17 protein-coding genes are annotated in these 17703 nt (G+C 73.1%); 7 read left to right on the forward strand and 10 right to left on the reverse strand.

From position 1 onward, the window contains the following. Positions 1-627 precede the first annotated feature (627 nt). Complete coding sequence (locus AC07D6_RS26420) at positions 628-990, forward strand: DUF1330 domain-containing protein (protein ID WP_479048346.1); 363 nt, start codon at positions 628-630, stop codon at positions 988-990. Between the two features lie 326 nt (positions 991-1316). On the opposite strand, the gene AC07D6_RS26425 is transcribed toward AC07D6_RS26420, so the two are convergent. Continuing rightward, positions 1317-1937, reverse strand: a complete 621-nt coding sequence (locus AC07D6_RS26425) for a hypothetical protein (protein WP_479048348.1) — start codon at positions 1935-1937, stop codon at positions 1317-1319. Positions 1938-2512: 575 nt separating this feature from the next. Here AC07D6_RS26425 and AC07D6_RS26430 point away from each other — a divergent pair. Then, on the forward strand, positions 2513-2644 hold the full coding sequence (locus AC07D6_RS26430) for a hypothetical protein (protein WP_479048350.1): 132 nt from the start codon (positions 2513-2515) through the stop codon (positions 2642-2644). Between the two features lie 515 nt (positions 2645-3159). On the opposite strand, the gene AC07D6_RS26435 is transcribed toward AC07D6_RS26430, so the two are convergent. The 3 genes from AC07D6_RS26435 to AC07D6_RS26445 all read right to left on the reverse strand — a co-directional run bounded on the left by AC07D6_RS26435 (position 3160) and on the right by AC07D6_RS26445 (position 5683). Then, positions 3160-3978: an SGNH/GDSL hydrolase family protein gene (locus tag AC07D6_RS26435; RefSeq protein WP_479048352.1), complete on the reverse strand. Its 819-nt coding sequence runs from the start codon at positions 3976-3978 to the stop codon at positions 3160-3162. Further along, positions 3965-4534, reverse strand: coding sequence for a PadR family transcriptional regulator (locus AC07D6_RS26440; RefSeq protein ID WP_479048354.1), 570 nt, complete (start codon positions 4532-4534; stop codon positions 3965-3967). The genes AC07D6_RS26435 and AC07D6_RS26440 overlap by 14 nt, the downstream gene beginning before the upstream one ends. Before the next feature lie 471 nt (positions 4535-5005). Then, positions 5006-5683, reverse strand: a complete 678-nt coding sequence (locus tag AC07D6_RS26445; protein ID WP_479048356.1) for a TetR/AcrR family transcriptional regulator — start codon at positions 5681-5683, stop codon at positions 5006-5008. A 520-nt stretch (positions 5684-6203) separates the two neighbouring features. Here AC07D6_RS26445 and AC07D6_RS26450 point away from each other — a divergent pair. The 3 genes from AC07D6_RS26450 to AC07D6_RS26460 all read left to right on the forward strand — a co-directional run bounded on the left by AC07D6_RS26450 (position 6204) and on the right by AC07D6_RS26460 (position 9800). Further along, a complete protein-coding gene (locus tag AC07D6_RS26450; RefSeq protein ID WP_479048549.1) occupies positions 6204-7301 on the forward strand; it encodes a serine hydrolase domain-containing protein in 1098 nt (365 codons plus the stop codon). A gap of 647 nt (positions 7302-7948) precedes the next feature. Continuing rightward, positions 7949-8320 carry a ClpX C4-type zinc finger protein gene (locus AC07D6_RS26455; RefSeq protein ID WP_479048357.1) on the forward strand — a complete coding sequence of 124 codons (372 nt, stop codon included), beginning with the start codon at positions 7949-7951 and terminating at the stop codon, positions 8318-8320. A gap of 637 nt (positions 8321-8957) precedes the next feature. Further along, positions 8958-9800 carry a DUF1206 domain-containing protein gene (locus AC07D6_RS26460; protein ID WP_315877518.1) on the forward strand — a complete coding sequence of 281 codons (843 nt, stop codon included), beginning with the start codon at positions 8958-8960 and terminating at the stop codon, positions 9798-9800. A 375-nt stretch (positions 9801-10175) separates the two neighbouring features. Here AC07D6_RS26460 and AC07D6_RS26465 read toward each other — a convergent pair whose 3' ends face one another. The 6 genes from AC07D6_RS26465 to AC07D6_RS26490 all read right to left on the reverse strand — a co-directional run bounded on the left by AC07D6_RS26465 (position 10176) and on the right by AC07D6_RS26490 (position 14818). Further along, on the reverse strand, positions 10176-10343 hold the full coding sequence (locus AC07D6_RS26465) for a hypothetical protein (protein ID WP_479048358.1): 168 nt from the start codon (positions 10341-10343) through the stop codon (positions 10176-10178). Between the two features lie 150 nt (positions 10344-10493). Further along, entirely contained in the window at positions 10494-11534 is a 1041-nt protein-coding gene (locus AC07D6_RS26470; RefSeq protein WP_479048359.1) for a vWA domain-containing protein, read from the reverse strand. A 523-nt stretch (positions 11535-12057) separates the two neighbouring features. After that, on the reverse strand, positions 12058-12909 hold the full coding sequence (locus tag AC07D6_RS26475; protein ID WP_479048361.1) for an ABC transporter permease: 852 nt from the start codon (positions 12907-12909) through the stop codon (positions 12058-12060). After that, positions 12906-13877, reverse strand: a complete 972-nt coding sequence (locus AC07D6_RS26480; RefSeq protein ID WP_479048362.1) for an ABC transporter ATP-binding protein — start codon at positions 13875-13877, stop codon at positions 12906-12908. Before AC07D6_RS26480 ends, AC07D6_RS26475 begins: the two co-directional genes overlap by 4 nt. Before the next feature lie 242 nt (positions 13878-14119). Beyond that, on the reverse strand, positions 14120-14311 hold the full coding sequence (locus AC07D6_RS26485; RefSeq protein WP_479048365.1) for an SDR family oxidoreductase: 192 nt from the start codon (positions 14309-14311) through the stop codon (positions 14120-14122). A 321-nt stretch (positions 14312-14632) separates the two neighbouring features. Continuing rightward, positions 14633-14818: a cupin domain-containing protein gene (locus AC07D6_RS26490; protein ID WP_479048368.1), complete on the reverse strand. Its 186-nt coding sequence runs from the start codon at positions 14816-14818 to the stop codon at positions 14633-14635. Positions 14819-14954: 136 nt separating this feature from the next. Here AC07D6_RS26490 and AC07D6_RS26495 point away from each other — a divergent pair, with 136 nt between their 5' ends. Beyond that, positions 14955-15137 (forward strand): SflA family class IV lanthipeptide, encoded by a 183-nt coding sequence (locus tag AC07D6_RS26495; RefSeq protein ID WP_315877511.1) that lies wholly within the window; start codon positions 14955-14957, stop codon positions 15135-15137. A gap of 2 nt (positions 15138-15139) precedes the next feature. Further along, positions 15140-17695 (forward strand): class IV lanthionine synthetase LanL, encoded by a 2556-nt coding sequence (gene lanL / locus AC07D6_RS26500; protein ID WP_479048371.1) that lies wholly within the window; start codon positions 15140-15142, stop codon positions 17693-17695. Positions 17696-17703 lie beyond the last annotated feature (8 nt).

The raw sequence follows: 17703 nt of genomic DNA on the forward strand, positions 1-17703 counted from the left end.
AACGGTTTCACCTGCACCGACGACGAGCGCGCCGCCCAGGTCGGCCGACGACCCGCGAGCGCGAGGCGGCCGGGGAACGCCGGGGGCGTACGCGTCGGGGGAGCGCCGTGCCGCGCGGCCCTGCCGAAGGCAGCCGGGCGCGAGGTCCGCCGACCGGTCCGCGCCAAGCGCGGTGCGAAGTCCACCGACGGCCGCTGGAAAGCCACACCGGACCCCCGAAACCGGGCCCGCGCCGCCCCCGCCGCCGTACGGCCGCGGCCCAGGGACGGATCGCCGTGGCAGTGACGCGCCGGGTCGCGCCTGCCGTGCACGAGCGCCGAGGTCCGCCCGCGCGGGGGAAGGGCCGGTCCGCGCGCTTCCGCTCCTGACCGTGGCTCCTGACGGGGCGCCCCCGTCGGTACGCGCGGGCAGGCCCGGATCCGGCGCTTCCGGTCGGGCGCCGCCGCCGTTCCGGCCCGTCGACGGTGCGCTGTGTGCGCCGCGGGTGCTGCCACCCGCGGCGCGGCGGCGCGTCCAGGGCCGATGGCAACTACCCGTGAGGTAATCGCTGTCGTCAGCGGCCTCCGGCTACCGTCTGGTCACCGCCCCGCTCCGGGCGGATCGGAACCGGAACGAAGGAGCCCCACCGTGCCCGCTTACGGCTTCGCCCATCTCCGCCACCGTCGGCACCACAGCGACATCATCGAGTACCTGGAGCGCATCCAGGCCACCCTCGACCCCTTCGCGGGCCGCTTCGTCATCCACGGCCCACCGGCCGAGGTGCTGGAGGGCACGTGGTCCGGGAGCATGGTCCTGATCGAGTTCCCCGACCTGGCGAAGGCCCGGGCCTGGTACGACTCACCGCCCTACCAGGACATCCTGCGGCTGCGTACCGACCACATCGAGGGCGATGTGGTGCTGGTCGAGGGGGTCGGTCCGGACTACGACCCGACCGAGCGGGCGGACAGGCTGCGCGCCGCCGCCGAGCGGGCAGGGCAGCCGCCCGCATAGCTCCGGAGCCCCCACCGCCGCCCCGTGGACGACCACGCGCACGACCACCGGACCCCCGCGCCGCCTCGTGCAGCCCGTGCGGTGACCGTACGACACACCCCCGAGGGACGCCGGTACGCCCGGCCTTCGGTTGCCTCCCCACGGGGCGTCGGACGTGCTGGTGACGTGTGGGCGGCCGTCCGAGCGAGCCGGCACCCCGCACCGCCCGCGGCCGTCCCCTGGCCGGGCAGGAGAACCAGAACCTGACGCAGCACCACTGAAGCGTGCCCGGCGGGTCCTCGCGGATCCGCCGGGCACGTGCGGAGCACGGCCGCGTGCTCCTGGCCTCACCGGGTCCCCGACTGCACCCGCGGGTGGGAGGGGGGCGGCGTGGCATGCCGCGTGGGAGCGACCTGGGGCGCGGACGGCCGGCTCTCCCTGAACCGGGTGGACGAGGCGAACTCGTGGCCCGACCAGACGCCGCCGCCACGCCATGCGGACCCGTCCCAGACGTAGGCCGAGGCGAGCGTCCCGTAATAGCCCGGCCCGCACGCCTGCCAACCACCCCAGTCGAGCCCCTGCTCCGGCCCCCACGGCCCCGGGAACTCGCCACCCGCCTGGCCCGTGGCGCCGTACTTCCAGTCGCTGGCGCGGCACACCGCCCAGGCGGAGCCGTTCCACCGGTAGACGACGGCCCGCGCGGCGGCCCAGCCGTCGGGCTTGGACAGACCGGTCCCGCACCCCTGGGTCAGCGCGTAGGTGTTCGCGTAGGCGAGGTTGCCGGAGAACGTGCCGGGTCGCAGGTGGTCGATTCCCGCGTCCCCTTGGACGCACAGGCCGGAACCGTTGTACACGGTCACCCTGGTGGCCCAGGTCCACGCGTTCGCCGGTTGCGTCCAGACCGCGGTCATCAACAACGCGACGACCGTGCAGAACGTGGCTTTCAGAGTCAGGCGGAATGCTGCCATGGTCCCTCCATTCCCCGGTTCGCTGGGAACCGGGATCCCGCGGGCCGTTCCCGGGCGCCGGCCGCGGCGAAAGCCGCTGGTGCCTCGAACGGATCGGTGTGATCGGCCGGATGGCGCGACCGGTTCCGGCGGCGCCGGTCAGAACGGCACCGGTCGGCGGGGTGCGCCGCGGACACGTGGTGTGGCCGGTGTACTCACGGCCCCACGGGATGAGGTGTGTGTCGAGACTGCGAACCAGATGGCCCCGAGAAGGTGGGCCCCGGTCGGCCCACCGCCTTCCACGATAGGCGATGCGGTCACCCCACGCCTGTCGACAACCTCCCGGACCCGTCCGGAAGCCGCTGAGGACCGGTGGCGAAGGGGACGTCCACCCCACCGACCGCCCTGGCCGGTTTCCGGCTCAAGCACATCGTGTCAGGTGCGGGGGAGTTGGCGGCGGCACGGGGGAGAGCACCGGTCGGTGGCTCCTCCGACTCCGTAGGGCTTCACGGGGGGTGACGGCACTGGGGCCGGGCCTGGTCAGGAGGGCGGTTCTTCACAGACCGTGTGTCATGGACGGGCAATGAGGATGAAAGTTGAACGGACTGACGCGCGTGGCCGGAGCGCACCTGAAGGAGCTTCTCAGCGAAGGCTTCCCGGAGTTCACCACCGCTGACCGACTGGTGAAGGAGTGCACGGGCAGGGCCGGAGGTGGTTCGCCGATGTGAACCCGATGGTGGTGGACGAAGACGATGTCCCCGCCGTCTCGGGCTGGGACGTGCCGATCCACTGGGACGGGCTGCCCGATTCCCTTCCCACGGGGCACACCCGGGCGCTTGTCCGTGCCGTCGAGGGCCGTGGGCAAGGAGTCGACCCCCATGCCCTGGTGAATCTGCGGGACCCGCGGCCGTCGGCACAGCCCGGCCACCGCCGTCCCGCGGGGCTGCTGTCGTGCCGTCGCTGCGCCCGCCGTGTCCGCGGGCTCGTTCCGGGAACAGGTCCCCGACCACGGGAACAGGTCCCCGACCACCGGAAGAACCGGCGTCGTCGTCTGCGGGGCTGTGTCGTGGACGCCGCCCGCGTACCCGGCGCACTCGCGAAGGATCCCCGGGTACGCGTGAACGTGCCCACTCCGGCGTGCCGCGCAGCGCCGGGCCGTTCGGGAGGAGCCGGCGGCGGGTCGTTCGGGAGGAGCCGGCGGCGGGTCGTTCGGGAGGAGCCCGCCTCGGGACCGATGCCGTCCCTACGGAAACTCCCGTCGCTCGGCGTCCACCGGAGAGGCGGGTCTGGCGCTCAGGGGCAGGAGTTGGGGGCGCTTCGCGGTCCGGCCGTCGCCGGAGGACCGGCCGCGCAGACGGCGCCCGAGCCAGGGAGCGAGGAACGCGGCCGCCCAGCGCAGTTCGGCTGCCGCGGCTTGCCGTCCCGAAGGGACCGTCTGCGGCGGCAGGGGACGCGTCCAGGCGTCGTCGCTTCCGGGGAGGTGGACGGCTTGGGCGAGCGCTGCGGCGATCCGCTCGTGGCCCAGGGGGCTGGCGTGGAGCCGGTCCGCGGTCCACAGCCGTGGGTCGGTGGTGACGGCGTGCCGGGCGGTTTCGGCGACCGTGACCCCGTGACGGGCGGCCGCGGCGCGGATGCGGGTGTTGAGGTCGAACACGCGGGACCTGAGGGGCCGGGCGAGGGGTGCGATCTTCCCCACGTCGGGGAAGGTCAGGGTCACCACGTGGGCTCCGGCGGCCGTGAGCGCGGCGAACATCTCCTCCAGGTGACCGGCCACCTCTGCGGCGTCGAACCGGGGTCGGAGCAGGTCGTTGACTCCGGCGACGACGGTGGCCAGGTCGGGGCGCAGGGCCAGGGCCGGCCCCAGTTGTTCGGCGCGGACCTGACCGGCGACACGTCCCCGTACGGCGAGATTGGCGTACCGGAGCCCGGGGTTGACGGCTGCGAGCTGTTCGGCGAGCCGGTCGGCGAAGCCGCGCAGGCCGACGGTGTCGTTCCCGTCGCCCAGCCCTTCGGTCTGGCTGTCGCCCAGGGCGACGTAACGCAGGTATTCACCGTGCGGCATGAGTCGTCTGCCTTTCTCGCAGGACGGTTGCGATCCGCAGGCACCAGTCCCGATGGCCCTGCTCGAAGGCCAGGCCGCGCAGGCACGTCAAGTACGGCCCGATCCGCTCGGCTCGGCGTAGGAAGTCCTCTTCGTCCGCGTCACCGCGCATCTGCCGCAGGAGCTTGCCGAAAAGTTCGATCTTGGCCTCGGCCTCGGCCGCCCGCTTCTCGAGCTGTTCGATCACCGGTGCGGTGCCGATGCGGTCGGCGACCTGGACTTTGACCAGCAGGTCGTCGCGGATGAACGAGGGCTTCGACACGGCTGCGGCGAACTCCTCCAACTCGGCGCGACCGGCGTCGGTGACGTGGAACAGGCGTTTGTTGGGCCGGGACTCCTGGACCACCTGCCGACCCGCGACCAGCCCTTCCTTCTCCAGCTTGGCCAGCTCGGCGTACAACTGCTGGGGCAGGGCGTGCCAGAAGTTCGCGACGCCGACGTCGAACGCCTTCGCCAACTGGTATCCGCTGTACTCGCCGTCCAGCAGCGCCGCCAGCACGGCATGTCGCAAGGCCATCGCAGCAGTCCCCTCCCCGGTCCTCGTCCACCGCCGCATCATAATCAAGAAAATGACTAATCTGCTCCTTGAATATGAAGCGGAGTCAGGGGATCCGCTCAACGCCTTCCGTGCCGCCGTGGAGAAGTGCGGTCTCGCGACACCGGACGGCTCTGACGGGGCGGGGGGCGATTGATTTCGCTCGTTCTCCCCAGTTGGCGGTGGAGGGGCGCGGGGCCGCCCGCCGTGCTGCGTCATCCCGCCGGTCGTCGCTCGGGTGGCGGTCGAGTTTGCCCTGGCCGTGCCTGTTCCGGCTGTTCCGTACGGCGCCGAGCCGTCCTGTCGCAGGACGGCTCGGCTCCCTTGCCGTCCGGTGGGCCCCGGCGTCGTGGGACCGCCCGTCCGCCGGCCGCGCCCCCTCCTTTGCGGTAGGGGCTCAGACCGGCCGCGTGCTCCTCGTTGGTCCTCCGGCGGGCGCCGGCGCGGTCCGCGTCATGTGCTCGGGCCGGTGGCCTGGGCGAGCAGTCCGTCGACGAACGCGCGGAGCCCGTCGCGGTAGGTGTCCTGCCCGGCCAGGGCGGGCCACTGCTCGCCGATGGCCGCCAGGTGGGGGACGCGGGCCGCGTCGAAGGTCTTGCGGTGGGCGGGGCGCTGGTCGTCGGAGCGCCGGTGCGGGGAGCGGGCGCGGACGAGGACTTCGCCGACGGTGTAGTACCACAGGCTGCGGAAGACGTGGACGGCTTCCGCCTGCGTGCATCCGTGGTCGCCGGCCGCGGCCACGATGGCCTCGACCATCCACAGCGCGGACTCGTCGAGCAGGCCCACGAAGCCGTCGGCGGAGAGGACCTCTGCGGCCCAGGGCCAGGCGGCGAGGGCGTCGTGCATGGCGGTGGCGGCCGCGATGATGCGGTCCTTCGGCGCGGAGGGGAGTTCGGGGCGTTCGAGCTGGCCGACGTGCTGGTCGAGGAGGAGGACCAGCAGGTCCTCCTTGTCGCGGATGTGGTGGTAGAGGGTGGTCGCCCCGATGCCCAGCTCGGCGGCCAGGCGGCGGATGGTGAGCTTCTCCCAGCCGTCCTGGTCGATGAGTCGGCGGGCCGCGGCCAGGATCCGCGCGCGGGAGGTCACGGGCGGCCGGCCGATGCGGCCGCGCGGTGCGGGTGGTCGGGGCATCGCCCCATCATGCCGTCCGCCCTTCCCGTCGCGGAACGGGGCGCGGATTCGGCTTTCGGTGTTCCCGGTGGCGGCTTCCGGTGCTACTTTCGGAACATGTTCCTAAAGGGGGGTGGCCGCCACCGCGTGTGGCACCGTCGGAAAGCGGCAGGACACGGGAGGGCGATGGGCCGCAACGCTCCCACCCGGCCGGGAGGGCAGGCCCCACCCGTCCGCAGGCGGTCCTCGCGACGGGCGGCCGGGAGCGGTGCCGGACGGAGGTGGGATGCCGTGCCGTGGCGGGATGCCGTGTCGGGGCCGGCTGCCTGGCCGATTCGCGGAACATCTCCCTTCGCACCCGCAGTGACCCGATCCTGAAAGGACGGACGTCGTGAAGATCCGACTCGTCTTATGCGCAAGCGCAGCCGCACTGGGCATGTGCACGAGCGCGGTGACGGCAGCACCCGCGCCGGCACCCGACCCGACGAGGGCCGCACCGGCCGCCCGTACCGCTTCGGACACCGGCCTCGACCCCGCGGGGTTGGGGGCCGCGCTGGACGGTGTTCACCACGCCGGAATACCAGGGGTGTTCGCAGAGGTCCGCGACGCCGACCGGACCTGGCGCGGTGCCTCCGGGGTCGCCGACCTCGCGACCGGCCGCCCCGTCACCCCCGACCTGCGCCACCGCGTCGGCAGCGTCACCAAGACCTTCACCGCCGCCGCGATCATGCAGCAGGTCGAGCAGGGCCGCATCGGACTCGACGTGCCGATCGGCACCTACCTGCCCCATCTGGTACCGGCGGAACGCGGCAGGAAGATCACGGTACGGATGCTGCTCAACCACACCAGCGGCATCCCCGACCACATCCGCTACGCGTTCCCCTCACTTCTTCAGGTCCCCGTCCACCCGGGCAGCCTGGACGACAACCGGTTCCGCCGGTTCAGCCCGGCCGAACTGATCGAGCTGGGCCTCACGGCCCCTCCGGCCGGCGAGCCCGGCGGTTCGACGGGCGTGTACTCCAACGTCAACTACCTCCTCCTCGGCCAGCTCCTGGAAGAGGTGACCGGCACCACGGCCGAGCGGTACATCACCCGCCACGTCATCGAGCGCGCCGGCCTGCGCCACACCGGCTTCCCGACCGGGCCGCGCCTCAAGGGCCCCCACTCGCGGATGTACGAGGCGCTGTACGGCTTCGTCGACCCGCCGCGCGACTACAGCGTCTACGACATGTCGTGGGTGGGCACCGGTGCCGCCCTGGTCTCGACGATGGAGGACCTCAACCGCTTCTACGGCGAACTGCTCGCCGGGAGGGTCGTCGGCGAGGCGTCGCTCGCGCAGATGCAGCGGACGGTCCCCGTGCGCGCCCTCGACGGATCGACGATCGACTACGGCCTGGGCCTGCACAAGGTGTCCGTCCCGGGCTGCGGCACCTTCTGGGGGCACGACGGCACGGTCTGGGGAGCCGGCACGATGTCCCTGACCCGCGCCGACGGCAAACGCCGGATGTCCGTCGCGGTCAACCTCATCAGATGGAACCGGCTGGACGCCGCCGGTGAACCGCAGCACCACCCCATCGACGACGCGCTGGAGGCGCTGTACCGACAGGCCCTGTGCGGAACCACGAAGTCGGCACCCTGACCGACCCGGCCGGGCGCGCCGGCCGTCGACCCCGCCACGGCGCGTTCGGGTCGCAGCGCGTCCGGCAGGCGGCCGGACACGGCGGGTCCGGCGGGCGGCGGGTCCGGTCAACCGCCGTCGACGCCGCCGAGCGGCTTCACCGCCGCGGGGCACGACGGTGCTCCGAGGCGCACGCGGCCAGGCATGCGTCACGGACGGACGCGGCCCAGGAGGCGGCTCCCCCTCCACGGTGGCCCGGCCCGAGGAGCGCGCGGACTGCCCGACTGCCCGGTGGCCGGGTGCGAGGGGCACGGACGGTCGGCGGTCAAGTGCGAGCAGTACGGCGGTCGGCGGCATCCGGCCGGTCCGGGGTGTGGCGTGGCCGCTTCGTCACCGCTTCCCCCGCGACGGCTCCGCTCCCTCCCGCTCGGTGTCCCCCTGCCGGCGCCTTGTCGTGCCGGTATCCGCGGTCCCGTTCGGCCCTGGTGCCCTGGTGCCCTGGTGCCCTGGTGCTCCGGCGCCGAGTCGGCCGCGTCGTCCGGCCGCGTCCGGGCCCGTCGCCCGGCGTGGCGCCGGGGTGTCGAGGGTTGTCAGGGTGGCCCTGACGTCCGTACGCTGCCTGTCAGGATCAGCCTGACAGGCAGGTTGGGGTCGGAGGAGGGGGCGCCATGCCCGCGGAGATGCTGGAACGCGACGGCCGGGCGTGCTCGTTCTGCGGTAAGCCCGAGGCGGAGTTGGCCAAGCTGATCGCCGGTCCGGGGGTGAACATCTGCAACGAGTGTGTGGACCTGGCCGCCTCGATCGTGGCCGAGTACCGCCCGGGCCCGATCGAGCTGCGGATGCCGATGTGGGGCGAACTGACCGACGCGGAGATGCTGGAGCGGCTGCCCCGCGTCGCGACCGTCGCCGATCAGGTCGAGGCCGATCTGCGCATGTGGGTCACGGAGTTGCGGCGACGCGGCGTGACCTGGGCCAGGATCGGTGAGGCGCTCGGCATCACCCGCCAGTCGGCCTGGGAACGGTTCTCCGGGGAGGAGTGACCGGGGAGGCCGCCCGACCCGGGAGCGCCGCCCGTGCCCGAGCCCCGGACCCGGGGGATGGACCGGGATCGGCCTGCGGGCAGTCCGGAACCCGCTCGACAGTGATCACTTGACCGGTCCGCGGAGCCGGAGCACCGGGCAGGGCAAGGCAACTCCAGCACGGTAGCGGTCGGCGGTGGAGGCCGCCGGCGCGAGCGGAAAGCCGTGCGTGCGGCGGCTGTCGCGACCGCCGAGTCAGATGAGGTGCGGGGGAGTCCCGGCCCCTGTGGCGCGGGGAGGGCCGCTGGGTGCTGATCTCCCGCTCTCCCGCCCCGGGCCTCCTTCCGGATGCGGGCGTCCCTGTGGCGCCCGCGACCGGCCCACTACGGCCGGACGCGCGGACTTCCTGTACTGCGGACCGCGGTGCCGGCGAAGGCGCACCGGCGCCGCGCTGCCGTCCGTCCCGGCCCCGATCGGCACGCCCAGCGATGACGGGGCAGTCGCCCCAGGACCGGTCCCGCCCGCCGGGCCCGGGCGGTCCGGCTGATACGCCGCGGTGCCGGGGGGCCGGCGTGTGCTTACGGTCGGTGGCCGTGTTTCCCCGGGGCGACAGGGGGCAACCGACGCAGGGCAAGTCGGTGAGATGGGGGAGGTTGACATGAGCGCGGTACGCGGGACGTCCTTGTCACCTCGCGCGGTGGCGCGGGGCGCGGCGAACAGCTCGGCTCTCGGTGTGGCGGCGCGGTGCGGCCTGGCGGCCAGGGGCGTGCTGTACGTACTCATCGGATTGATCGCCCTGCGGATCGCGTTCGGTGAGGGAGGCGGCCAGGCGGACCGCGGCGGCGCGCTTGCCGAACTGTCGACCCAGCCCATGGGATCGGTCCTGCTGTGGGCGGTCGGCCTGGGGCTGGTCGGAATGGCCCTGTGGCGGCTTTCGGAGGCGGTGTTCGGCGCGGCCGGCGCCGGCGGGCGCAAGCCGGGCAAGCGATTGATGTCGGCGGCCCGCTGCGTCTTCTACGCGTTCGTCGCCTACTCGGTCCTGGCGTTCGCCGCCGGTGAGAGCGGCAGCGGCAGCGGGTCGGGCGACCGGCAGTCCAAGGACGTCACCGCGCGGGCGCTCGAACTGCCCGGCGGCCAGTGGATCGTGGGCCTGGTCGGGGCGGGCATCGTCGTGGCGGGTGTGTGGATGGCCGGACGGGCCGCGCTGCGGAAGTACCGCAAGCACCTGGAACTCGCCACGATGTCCCGCTGGGAACGGCGGTTCACCGACGTGACCGGGGTCGGCGGGGGTGTGGCGCGCGGCGCCGTGTTCGCGGCCGTCGGCGTCTTCGTCACGCGCGCCGCGCTGACGTACGAGCCGGACGAGGCCAAGGGCCTGGACGACGCGCTGCGCTCGTTCGCCGAAACCCCGGCGGGCCCGGGGCTGCTGGTGCTCGTCGCCGCGGGGATGGCGCTCTTCGGACTGTTCTCCTTCGCCTCGGCCCGGTGGCGCCGGGTCTGAGGACCCCCGGGCGACCGGACGCCGCGGCGACGGAGGCACCCTTTTCCCGCACCCTGGCACCCCGGTGGATGCCAGGGTGTTTCTCTCGGTCCTCCCACGAAACGCAACCGGGCGCGGGCGGGCGGGCCGTGCCGCCGTCCGGGCACCGCCGTCACCGGGAGCGGCGTTGATTCCCGAGCGGTTGAAGGGCCGTGGTCGGGCTGCCCGCCCGGCACTCCGGCTCCGGCCTTCGGCCCGCAGCCGGCCGGGCACGCGGCGGACCTGACCTCACATCACCTCCAAGACCGGGCGGCGGCTACGGACCGGGCGCGGCTACGAGTCGAAAGCGGCGGGCGGCGGAAGGCACCTGCGTCGCCGGTCGCACCCGAGCCGGGATCAGATGAGCCTGCACTCCACCGAGTCGTCGATCCGCACGGTTTCGAGCGTCCCCAACCACTTGTCGACGACCGTCCCGGGCCGCACGCACTCGACCCCGCCCTTGGTGTCACCGATCCAGACGCTCTCATGGCGCGTGTTGACGACCCGGCCGGGCCGGTCCGCCACCCGCGCACCGGCCCACCACCCCACTACCGACGATTGCCCCGCGCTGCCCCGCACTGCCGCGTCCGCATCCGCGCCCGCCCCCACTGGCTCTGTTGCCGGCGAGGTGCCGGTACGTCGAGGTCTCCGGGACCCGACAGGGTTCCCGAGGCGTCAGTTCATCAACAGCAGACGTGTGTTCGCGACGAGCTTCCGGTTCACACTGGTGCTCTGCACGAAAATCGTGAAGTCGTCGTTGTGATCCGGCTTGACACGGACTTCCACGTCCGGCAGACCGAGCAGGGCCCGGGCCTCGGGTCCCGTGTACACCCGGTCCGTCTTCTTCTCCAGCACCGCGATCTGCTTCCGCGCCTGGACCTTCTCCGACTTGCTCAGCTGGTAGAACGCGCACCCGGTACGGTAGGTGTGCCCGCATTCGACGACCCAGTCCCGGATCGCCGCGTCACGGGCCACCGGGACCAATTGGTACCGCGACGGGTCCACCGGGGTGAGGCCGGCGGCCTTGATGGTGTCCTCGTTGACCGCCTCCGCACCCGTGGAGAACACCGTCCGCGATCCCCGGATGCCCTGGGTGCGGCCCACCATGAACTTCTCGGTGGCCTGCTGGATGACCTGCCCGGCCTCCTCCAGGCCCTGGGAGCTCGTGGCGTCCCAGATGGCGATGTTGTCCTTCGGGAAACCGCACCGCATGGCCTCGCGCTTGCCCACCTGGTCCGGCACCAGGACGGCCAGCGTCCAGTTGTCCTCCTGCGTCTCGATCATCTCGGCCACGGCCCCCACCAGTTCACGCGGATCCCTGGTAGGGGCGCCCGGGCAGCGGTGGCTCGCGTTCTCCTGCCCGTCGGTGAGTATGAACGTCAGGAAGCTGTGGTCGCCGTACAACTGGGCCGTCTGCGCCAGTTCCCGCTGCGACTTCAGCGCGGCCGCCAGCAGAGCCGTCATTCCACCGACCCGGTACAACTGCTTCAGCGACGGCATCCGCAGCACGTCCTTGTCGTAGATGACGCACTGCACCTCGTCCGCGAAGACGTACACCGTGACACGGGTCTCCTGGTCCAACTCCCTCGACCGGCGGGCGAGATAGGCGATCTGCTGGTCGGCGACCTCGACGACCTTGCGGCTCAGGTGCGACATGGACGAACTGGCATCCAGCACAAGGGCGACGTGATTGATGTAGTTCTGGCTCCCGGACATGACAGCTCCCCCTCGTTCCGATTCGATGCTCCTACCGTCTCACCCACCACTGACAATCGACGGTGGCTCCCGGACCGGATGAAGAGCCCACCTGGCCAGGGGCCCCACCGGGCCGCAGCACGGGACCCCGGGCGCTGCCACGCCCCGGAGCCCCTGCCCCTCCGCGGCCCGTCGGCACCCCCGCCGCCCCCGTCGAACCGTCCGACCGGCAGCCCCGCTTCCCGATGCCGCGTGCCGCACCTGCCACTGCGGGCCCTGCCGAACTCGTGCGCTCAGCACGCGGCTCAACAGGGCCCGCAGCCATCCCGCGCAGACCCGGGGCCCGCCCGGCCACTCGCGCCGGCACAACGCCGGCGCCCACGACTCCGACGACCCCCGGCCGCTCAGCGTCGAGGACATACGCGTGTCCGCAGGAGGGCGGGCCCGCGCCGAGGCCGGGACGCCCCGGCCCGGTCACGACCCGGGCCGACGTCCCAGCCCGGCACTGCCCGGTCACGAACCGGGCCGACGCCCCGGCACCTCGCTAACCGACCCGCTGCATCGCCTTCTGGCGCCGTTCCGCCATCGCGGCCCCGGACTCGCGGCGGGCCATCCTGCGCAGGACGGCCGGTGCGAGGAGCAACCCGGCGACTGCCCATGCGCCCAGCACGCCCACCGTCTCCAGGTACCGCCAGGATCCGCCGATCTCGGCGGCGACCGCCTCGGCCGGCAGCAACGCGGCCCGAAGACCGAGGCCGAGCCAGTACATGGGGAAGACCTGCCCGACGGTCTGCAGCCACCCGGGCAGCTCCGACAGGGGGAAGTAGATTCCGGAGACCACGATGAGTCCCATCACCGGCAGCATCATCAACCCGACGGCGCGCGGACTGTTGACGAGCGAGCCGATGACCGCGCCCATCGGCAGGGTCGCCAGGAGGCCCAGCGGCACCACCCACACCAGCGTCAGCAACGCCCCACCGCCCTGTCGGGCGACTCCGTCGACCATGAACACGCCCAGGGCGAAGGGGAGGGCCATGGAGACGAGAGCCGTACCCGACACCATGATGATCTTGCCGGTCAGGTAGCCGATCATGCCGTGGGGCACGGCCTTCGCCCGCAGCAGCGTGCCGTCCTCCCGCTCGGTCGCCAGCAGCTGCGCCGTGGTCATCACCCCGGTGAACGCGAGCGTCATCCCCAGCATGCTCGGCAGCATGAACGCGCCGGTCGAGATGCCCGCACCCGCCAGCGGATCGTCCCCGGCCAGGAACAGCGGCACCATGAGCAGGACCGTCCAGAGCACGTACCCGAACACGTCCTGGCCGGTGGTGAAAGTCTGCCGGAGTTCCGTCCAGCCACGCCGTACCCCTGCCCCCGCCGCGTACCACACCGGGCTCATCGCGCCCCCTCCCCGAAAACGTGTGCCGCCCGCTCGCCGGGGACACTCCCCGCTTCCCACTCCCTCACCATCGCCAGGTAGGTGTCCTCCAGGCTCGCCCGGCGCACCTCCAGCCCGCCGATCGCCTCGCCGTGCTCCTCGAACAGCCGACGGACGAACCGGGTGGGTTCGGCCGTCGCCTGCTCGAAACGCCGCCCGTCCCGGGTCCAGCGCACGGTGGCCTCGGCCGAGACCTGCCGCGACAGCTCTTCGGCCGTGCCATCGGCCACGATCCGGCCGCCGGCCAGAACGAGGATCCGGTCAGCGAGCTTCTCCGCCTCGGCGAGGTCGTGCGTGGTCATCAAAACGGTGGTGTTCTCGTCCGCGAGCCCACGCACCAGGCCGTGGAACTCGTTCCTGGCCTCCGGATCCAGACCGGCCGTCGGCTCGTCCAGGAACAGCAGCTCGGGTCTGCCCACGATGCCGACGGCCACGTCGAAACGCCTGCGCTGCCCGCCCGACAGCGTCCCGACCCGCTTGTCCGCCTGCTCGGTCAGCCCCACCGCGGCGATGAGCTCGTCGACGTCCCACGGCCGCCGTACGAGGGCGGTGGAGTACGGCGCGTAGTAGGACCCCAGGTGTGCCAGCAGTTCCCGCACCCGCCACTTGCCGTGGTCGCGCCACGACTGCAACACGATGCCCAAGCGCGCACGCCACCGCTCGTCCCCGCGCGCCGGATCGACGCCGAGGACGGTCACGTCACCGGCCGAGCGCATCCGGAAGCCTTCCAGGACCTCGATCGTGGTCGTCTTGCCCGCGCCGTTCGGGCCGAGCAGCACGACCACCTCGCCCCGCCGGGCCGTGAACCCCACCCCCTTCAGTACGTCCTGGCTGCGGTAGCGCATCCGCAGATCCCGTACGTCGATGACCCTGTCGCTCTTCGGCGACGGGCTGCTCCCTGCTCCGGGCGAAGCGTGAGCGGTCGTCATCGGTGTTCCCCCGTTCCGTCTCGTGATCCGTCCTTCGAGGCCGGGGAGCCGGAGGCCGTGCCGATGTCCGCGGTCATGGGACGTGTCCACGGCTGTGGCCGTTGTCGCCCGGCGGCAGCCGTACGCGCCCTCCCCGGGCGAACACGTTACCGAACGGTTCAGGAGTTCCACGCTGCTCCACCGCCCCGGCGGGGCGTCCATCGACCACGACGGCCGTACTCCTCGTACGGGGCCTGGTGAGGTCAGGTGGTCTGGCCGCCGTCGACGACGAGGGCGGCGCCGGTGGTGAAGGCGGCGTCGTCGGAGCACGGCCACAGCACGGCGGAGGCGATCTCCTCGGGCTTGCCGAGGCGGCCGAAGGGCTCGTCGGCGACGCCGGAGGCGGCTCCGGTGACGAACGCGGTCCTGCCGCGGAAGTCGTAGGCGATGTCCACGTCGGTTCTTCTTCCTGCCCGGTGTGCCGGTGTCGGAGGGCGGCTTCGACGCGTACCCGGTCGGCGGTCACGAGGGGCCCGGTGTCCCGGTGGCCGGTGAGACGGCCGAGGACGACGGTACGAAGGAGGGCGTGAGGCACGGGCCGCTCTCCTCACGATGGTGCGCGCGCCGGCGCCGTGCCTTGGCGCCAGGAGCGTGAGGCACGGGCTCGGCCTCCTCACCCGGCCTCCTCGCCCGGCGCGGATCCGGACGGGCCGCCGCACCGCGGACGCGGCGGTCCGGGGACGGCCGCCCGGGGGTGTGGCGGCCCGGCGCCGGGTTCAGCGCGTGGCCGGGGCGGCGGCGTACTCCTCGTCGGTGACGGGGTCCAGCCAGTGCACGACGTCGTGGTCGTGATCGCCCTCGTTGATGGCCAGGTGGACCATCAGCCGGTTGGGGGCGGCGCCGTGCCGGTGCTCCTCGCCGGCCCCGAGCAGGACGCGGTCCCCGGGACGGATGGTCTCCACCGGTCCGCCGCTGACCCCTTGTCAGTAGCCCCACCCCTCCCTACCTTTGTGCAGCGAGTCCTTGGTCCAGCGGGTCCACCGGCCCGCGCCGGCCATTTCCTGCTCCTCGGCGCAGGACAAACCATGGAGGCGTCACATGCCCGTAGCCGTGCCGGATCTTCTGGAAGCCGACGGATTCCGCGACGCGGGTCCACTGGAGATCGACGACGAGGCGATCGTGTTCGAGGACGACGACCGCGGCGACCGCGAGCACACGGCGTGTCTCGCCGACCCCTGGGTGACCGCCACCACCCGCTTCGCCTGTGACCTGAACTCGTAGCGGTGGCGGTTTCCATCGCCGGCCGCAGCGGTTGGTCCGACGACACGTGGTCGTACTTGAACGATCCGCGGATGCCGGCGATGGAACACGGCTGGAAACTGCACGTCTCGGCGCGCCCCGGCGACCTCGACGCCGTGACCCGGCTCGTCCTGCCGGTGCTGTCCCGGCACGTCTGCCACGCGAAGTTCGCCCGTGACCCGGAGACGCTGCGCCGCCTCAACTCCGGGGTGGTGAGCGCCGGAGCCGTCGGAAAGGCGATCACCGTCTACCCCCTGGCCGGCACCGCGGTCCGGGTCGCCCGGGAACTCGTCGCCGTACTGCGCGACCGGGAGGGCCCGCGGGTCGTCAGTGACCGGCGGGTCGACCCGAGGGCCCCGGTCTACTACCGCTACGGCCCCTTCACGGGCGACTACCGGACCGGCCGGAGCGGGCGGCTCGAATCCGTCATGACCGGGCCGGACGGCCGGATCTTCGACGGCCTGGCCGTCGGTCGCTACCGGTGCCCGCCCTGGGCCGAGGACCCCTTCGCGGGCGGCTCCGCACACGGTGACGAGCCGTCCGCGCCCGGCCTCGGCGGCGGGCGCTACACGGTCACCGCCGGCATCGCGCGCACCCCCCGGGGCAACGTCTACCGCGCGGTCGACCGCGCTCTCGGGCGGCCGGTGGTGGTCAAACAGGCGAGGGCCTTCGTGGGGGAGGACGAATCCGGTACGGACGCCCGCCACCGGCTGCGCAACGAGCGCGCGGTCCTCACCGCGCTCGACGGCGTCACGGGCGTGCCCCGCGCACTGGACTACTTCGCCCACCAGTCGGACGAGTACCTGGTGACGAGCAGTTGCGGCGACCGGGACCTGCGCAGGGAGGTCCTGCGCAACGGCCCCTACCGGGACGACGGCACCCGGCCGGCGCGCGCCCTGTCCGTCCTCGCCTCCCGGCTCCTGTGCGTCCTGGACGCGATCCACGGCCGGAACGTGGTCGTCCGCGACCTCAAACCCGACAACGTCGTGCTCGACGACTCCGGCCCCGGCCACTGCCACGTGATCGACTTCGGGATCAGCGAGTGGAACGGCGCCGGCCCGGGAGGGGCGACCCCCGGATACAGCGAGCCGGTTCTGCACACGACCGGACCGGCCGCCCCCGCCGACGACCACTACGCCCTCGGCGCGACCCTCTTCTTCGCCGCCACCGGCATGGACCCGGTGATCGTCGACCCCGACCACCGGGTCAACCGGGACCGGACCCTGGCCTGCCTGGCATGGGCGCTGCCCGGGCGCGCCCACCGGGAGGTCCGGTCGTCGATCACCGGCCTCCTGAGCTTCGACCCGGCCGTACGGACCGCCGCCGCCGACCGCCTGCGCACCGGCACGGCCGGCATCGCGCGCCGGCCCCCGCGCCGACCCGCGCGCCCCCGGATCGACAGCGACCTGCTGGACGAGGTCATCGAGCACACGACCGCGTTCTGCCTCGGCGAAGCGCACGCGATCGTGGACCCGGTACGGGCGGCGCGGCTGAACGTCCCCACCTCGATCGACGTCTACGGCGGCAGTTCGGGACTCGGACTGGAACTCCTCCACCACGCGCACCGGCCCCACGTGCGTCCGGCCGTCACCGCGTTGGCGCGGTGGACGGCGGAACAATCCAGGAACCTGCCGGCCGGTCTCTACACGGGGCGCACCGGCGTCGAACTCTTCCTCGCGGAAGCGGGCGTGGAAGCGGTCCCGGGGACGGACGCGCGGTCCGGGCACCCCGTCCTGCCGGACCGGGCACCGGACGGCGGACCGCCGGAGGCGGATCTGATCGCGGGCGCCGCCGGAATCGGCCTCGGCCGGCTGCTGCTCGCCCGACACGCCCTCCGGTCCGGTCACCGGCACGCCGCGGACCGGCACCTCGCCGTCGCCGCCGACTGCGACCGGATGCTGGCGTCGGGCACCGCCCGACTGGCCCCGACCGGTTCGGACACGGCCGGCAGCGCCGCACTCCGCGAGGGCATCGCGCACGGCGGGGCGGGCGTCGCCTGCTTCCTGCTCGAATACGGCGGCGAGACCGGGGACCCGGACGCGATCAGCCGCTCAGAGAAGGCCGTCGCGCGCCTGGCCGCCGTGACCCCGGACATCATCGCGGCGGCTGCCGAGCCGGGGGCGACACGCCGCTACGGCTCGTGGTGCCGGGGCCTGGCCGGCATCGGGACCGTACTCGTCCGGGCCGCCGAACGCCTCGACGAGCCCGGGTACCTCGACCTCGCCCAGCGGGCCGCGCGCGCCTGCGCCGCCCTGGCGCCGCGGATGCCGCTGGTCACGCAGTGCTGCGGACTGGCCGGGGTGGGCGACCTGATGGTGGACGTCGCGGAGGCGTCCGCGTCCGAGGAGTTCCGGGACGCGGCCGAGACCGTGGCCCTGCTCATCCTGAGCCGCAGCGGCGGCACCTGGTCCCGGCCCGTGTTCCCGGACACCGGTCTCGCCGGGTCGAGCGCCACCTGGGCCGGCGGTTCCGCGGGCGTGCTGGCCTTCTTCAGACGACTGCGCGACCGGGGCGGTCCGCGGCTCGGCCTCGTCGCCTGACCGCTGCC

Source organism: Streptomyces sp. NPDC045287, assembly GCF_056432325.1.

Coding starts and splice junctions, on each gene's coding strand:
- AC07D6_RS26425 (WP_479048348.1), bottom strand. CDS start 1,937: ATGGCAGCATTCCGCCTGACTCTGAAAGCCACGTTCTGCACGGTCGTC.
- AC07D6_RS26435 (WP_479048352.1), bottom strand. CDS start 3,978: ATGCCGCACGGTGAATACCTGCGTTACGTCGCCCTGGGCGACAGCCAG.
- AC07D6_RS26440 (WP_479048354.1), bottom strand. CDS start 4,534: ATGGCCTTGCGACATGCCGTGCTGGCGGCGCTGCTGGACGGCGAGTAC.
- AC07D6_RS26445 (WP_479048356.1), bottom strand. CDS start 5,683: ATGCCCCGACCACCCGCACCGCGCGGCCGCATCGGCCGGCCGCCCGTG.
- AC07D6_RS26455 (WP_479048357.1), top strand. CDS start 7,949: ATGCCCGCGGAGATGCTGGAACGCGACGGCCGGGCGTGCTCGTTCTGC.
- AC07D6_RS26460 (WP_315877518.1), top strand. CDS start 8,958: ATGAGCGCGGTACGCGGGACGTCCTTGTCACCTCGCGCGGTGGCGCGG.
- AC07D6_RS26470 (WP_479048359.1), bottom strand. CDS start 11,534: ATGTCCGGGAGCCAGAACTACATCAATCACGTCGCCCTTGTGCTGGAT.
- AC07D6_RS26475 (WP_479048361.1), bottom strand. CDS start 12,909: ATGAGCCCGGTGTGGTACGCGGCGGGGGCAGGGGTACGGCGTGGCTGG.
- AC07D6_RS26480 (WP_479048362.1), bottom strand. CDS start 13,877: ATGACGACCGCTCACGCTTCGCCCGGAGCAGGGAGCAGCCCGTCGCCG.
- AC07D6_RS26495 (WP_315877511.1), top strand. CDS start 14,955: ATGCCCGTAGCCGTGCCGGATCTTCTGGAAGCCGACGGATTCCGCGAC.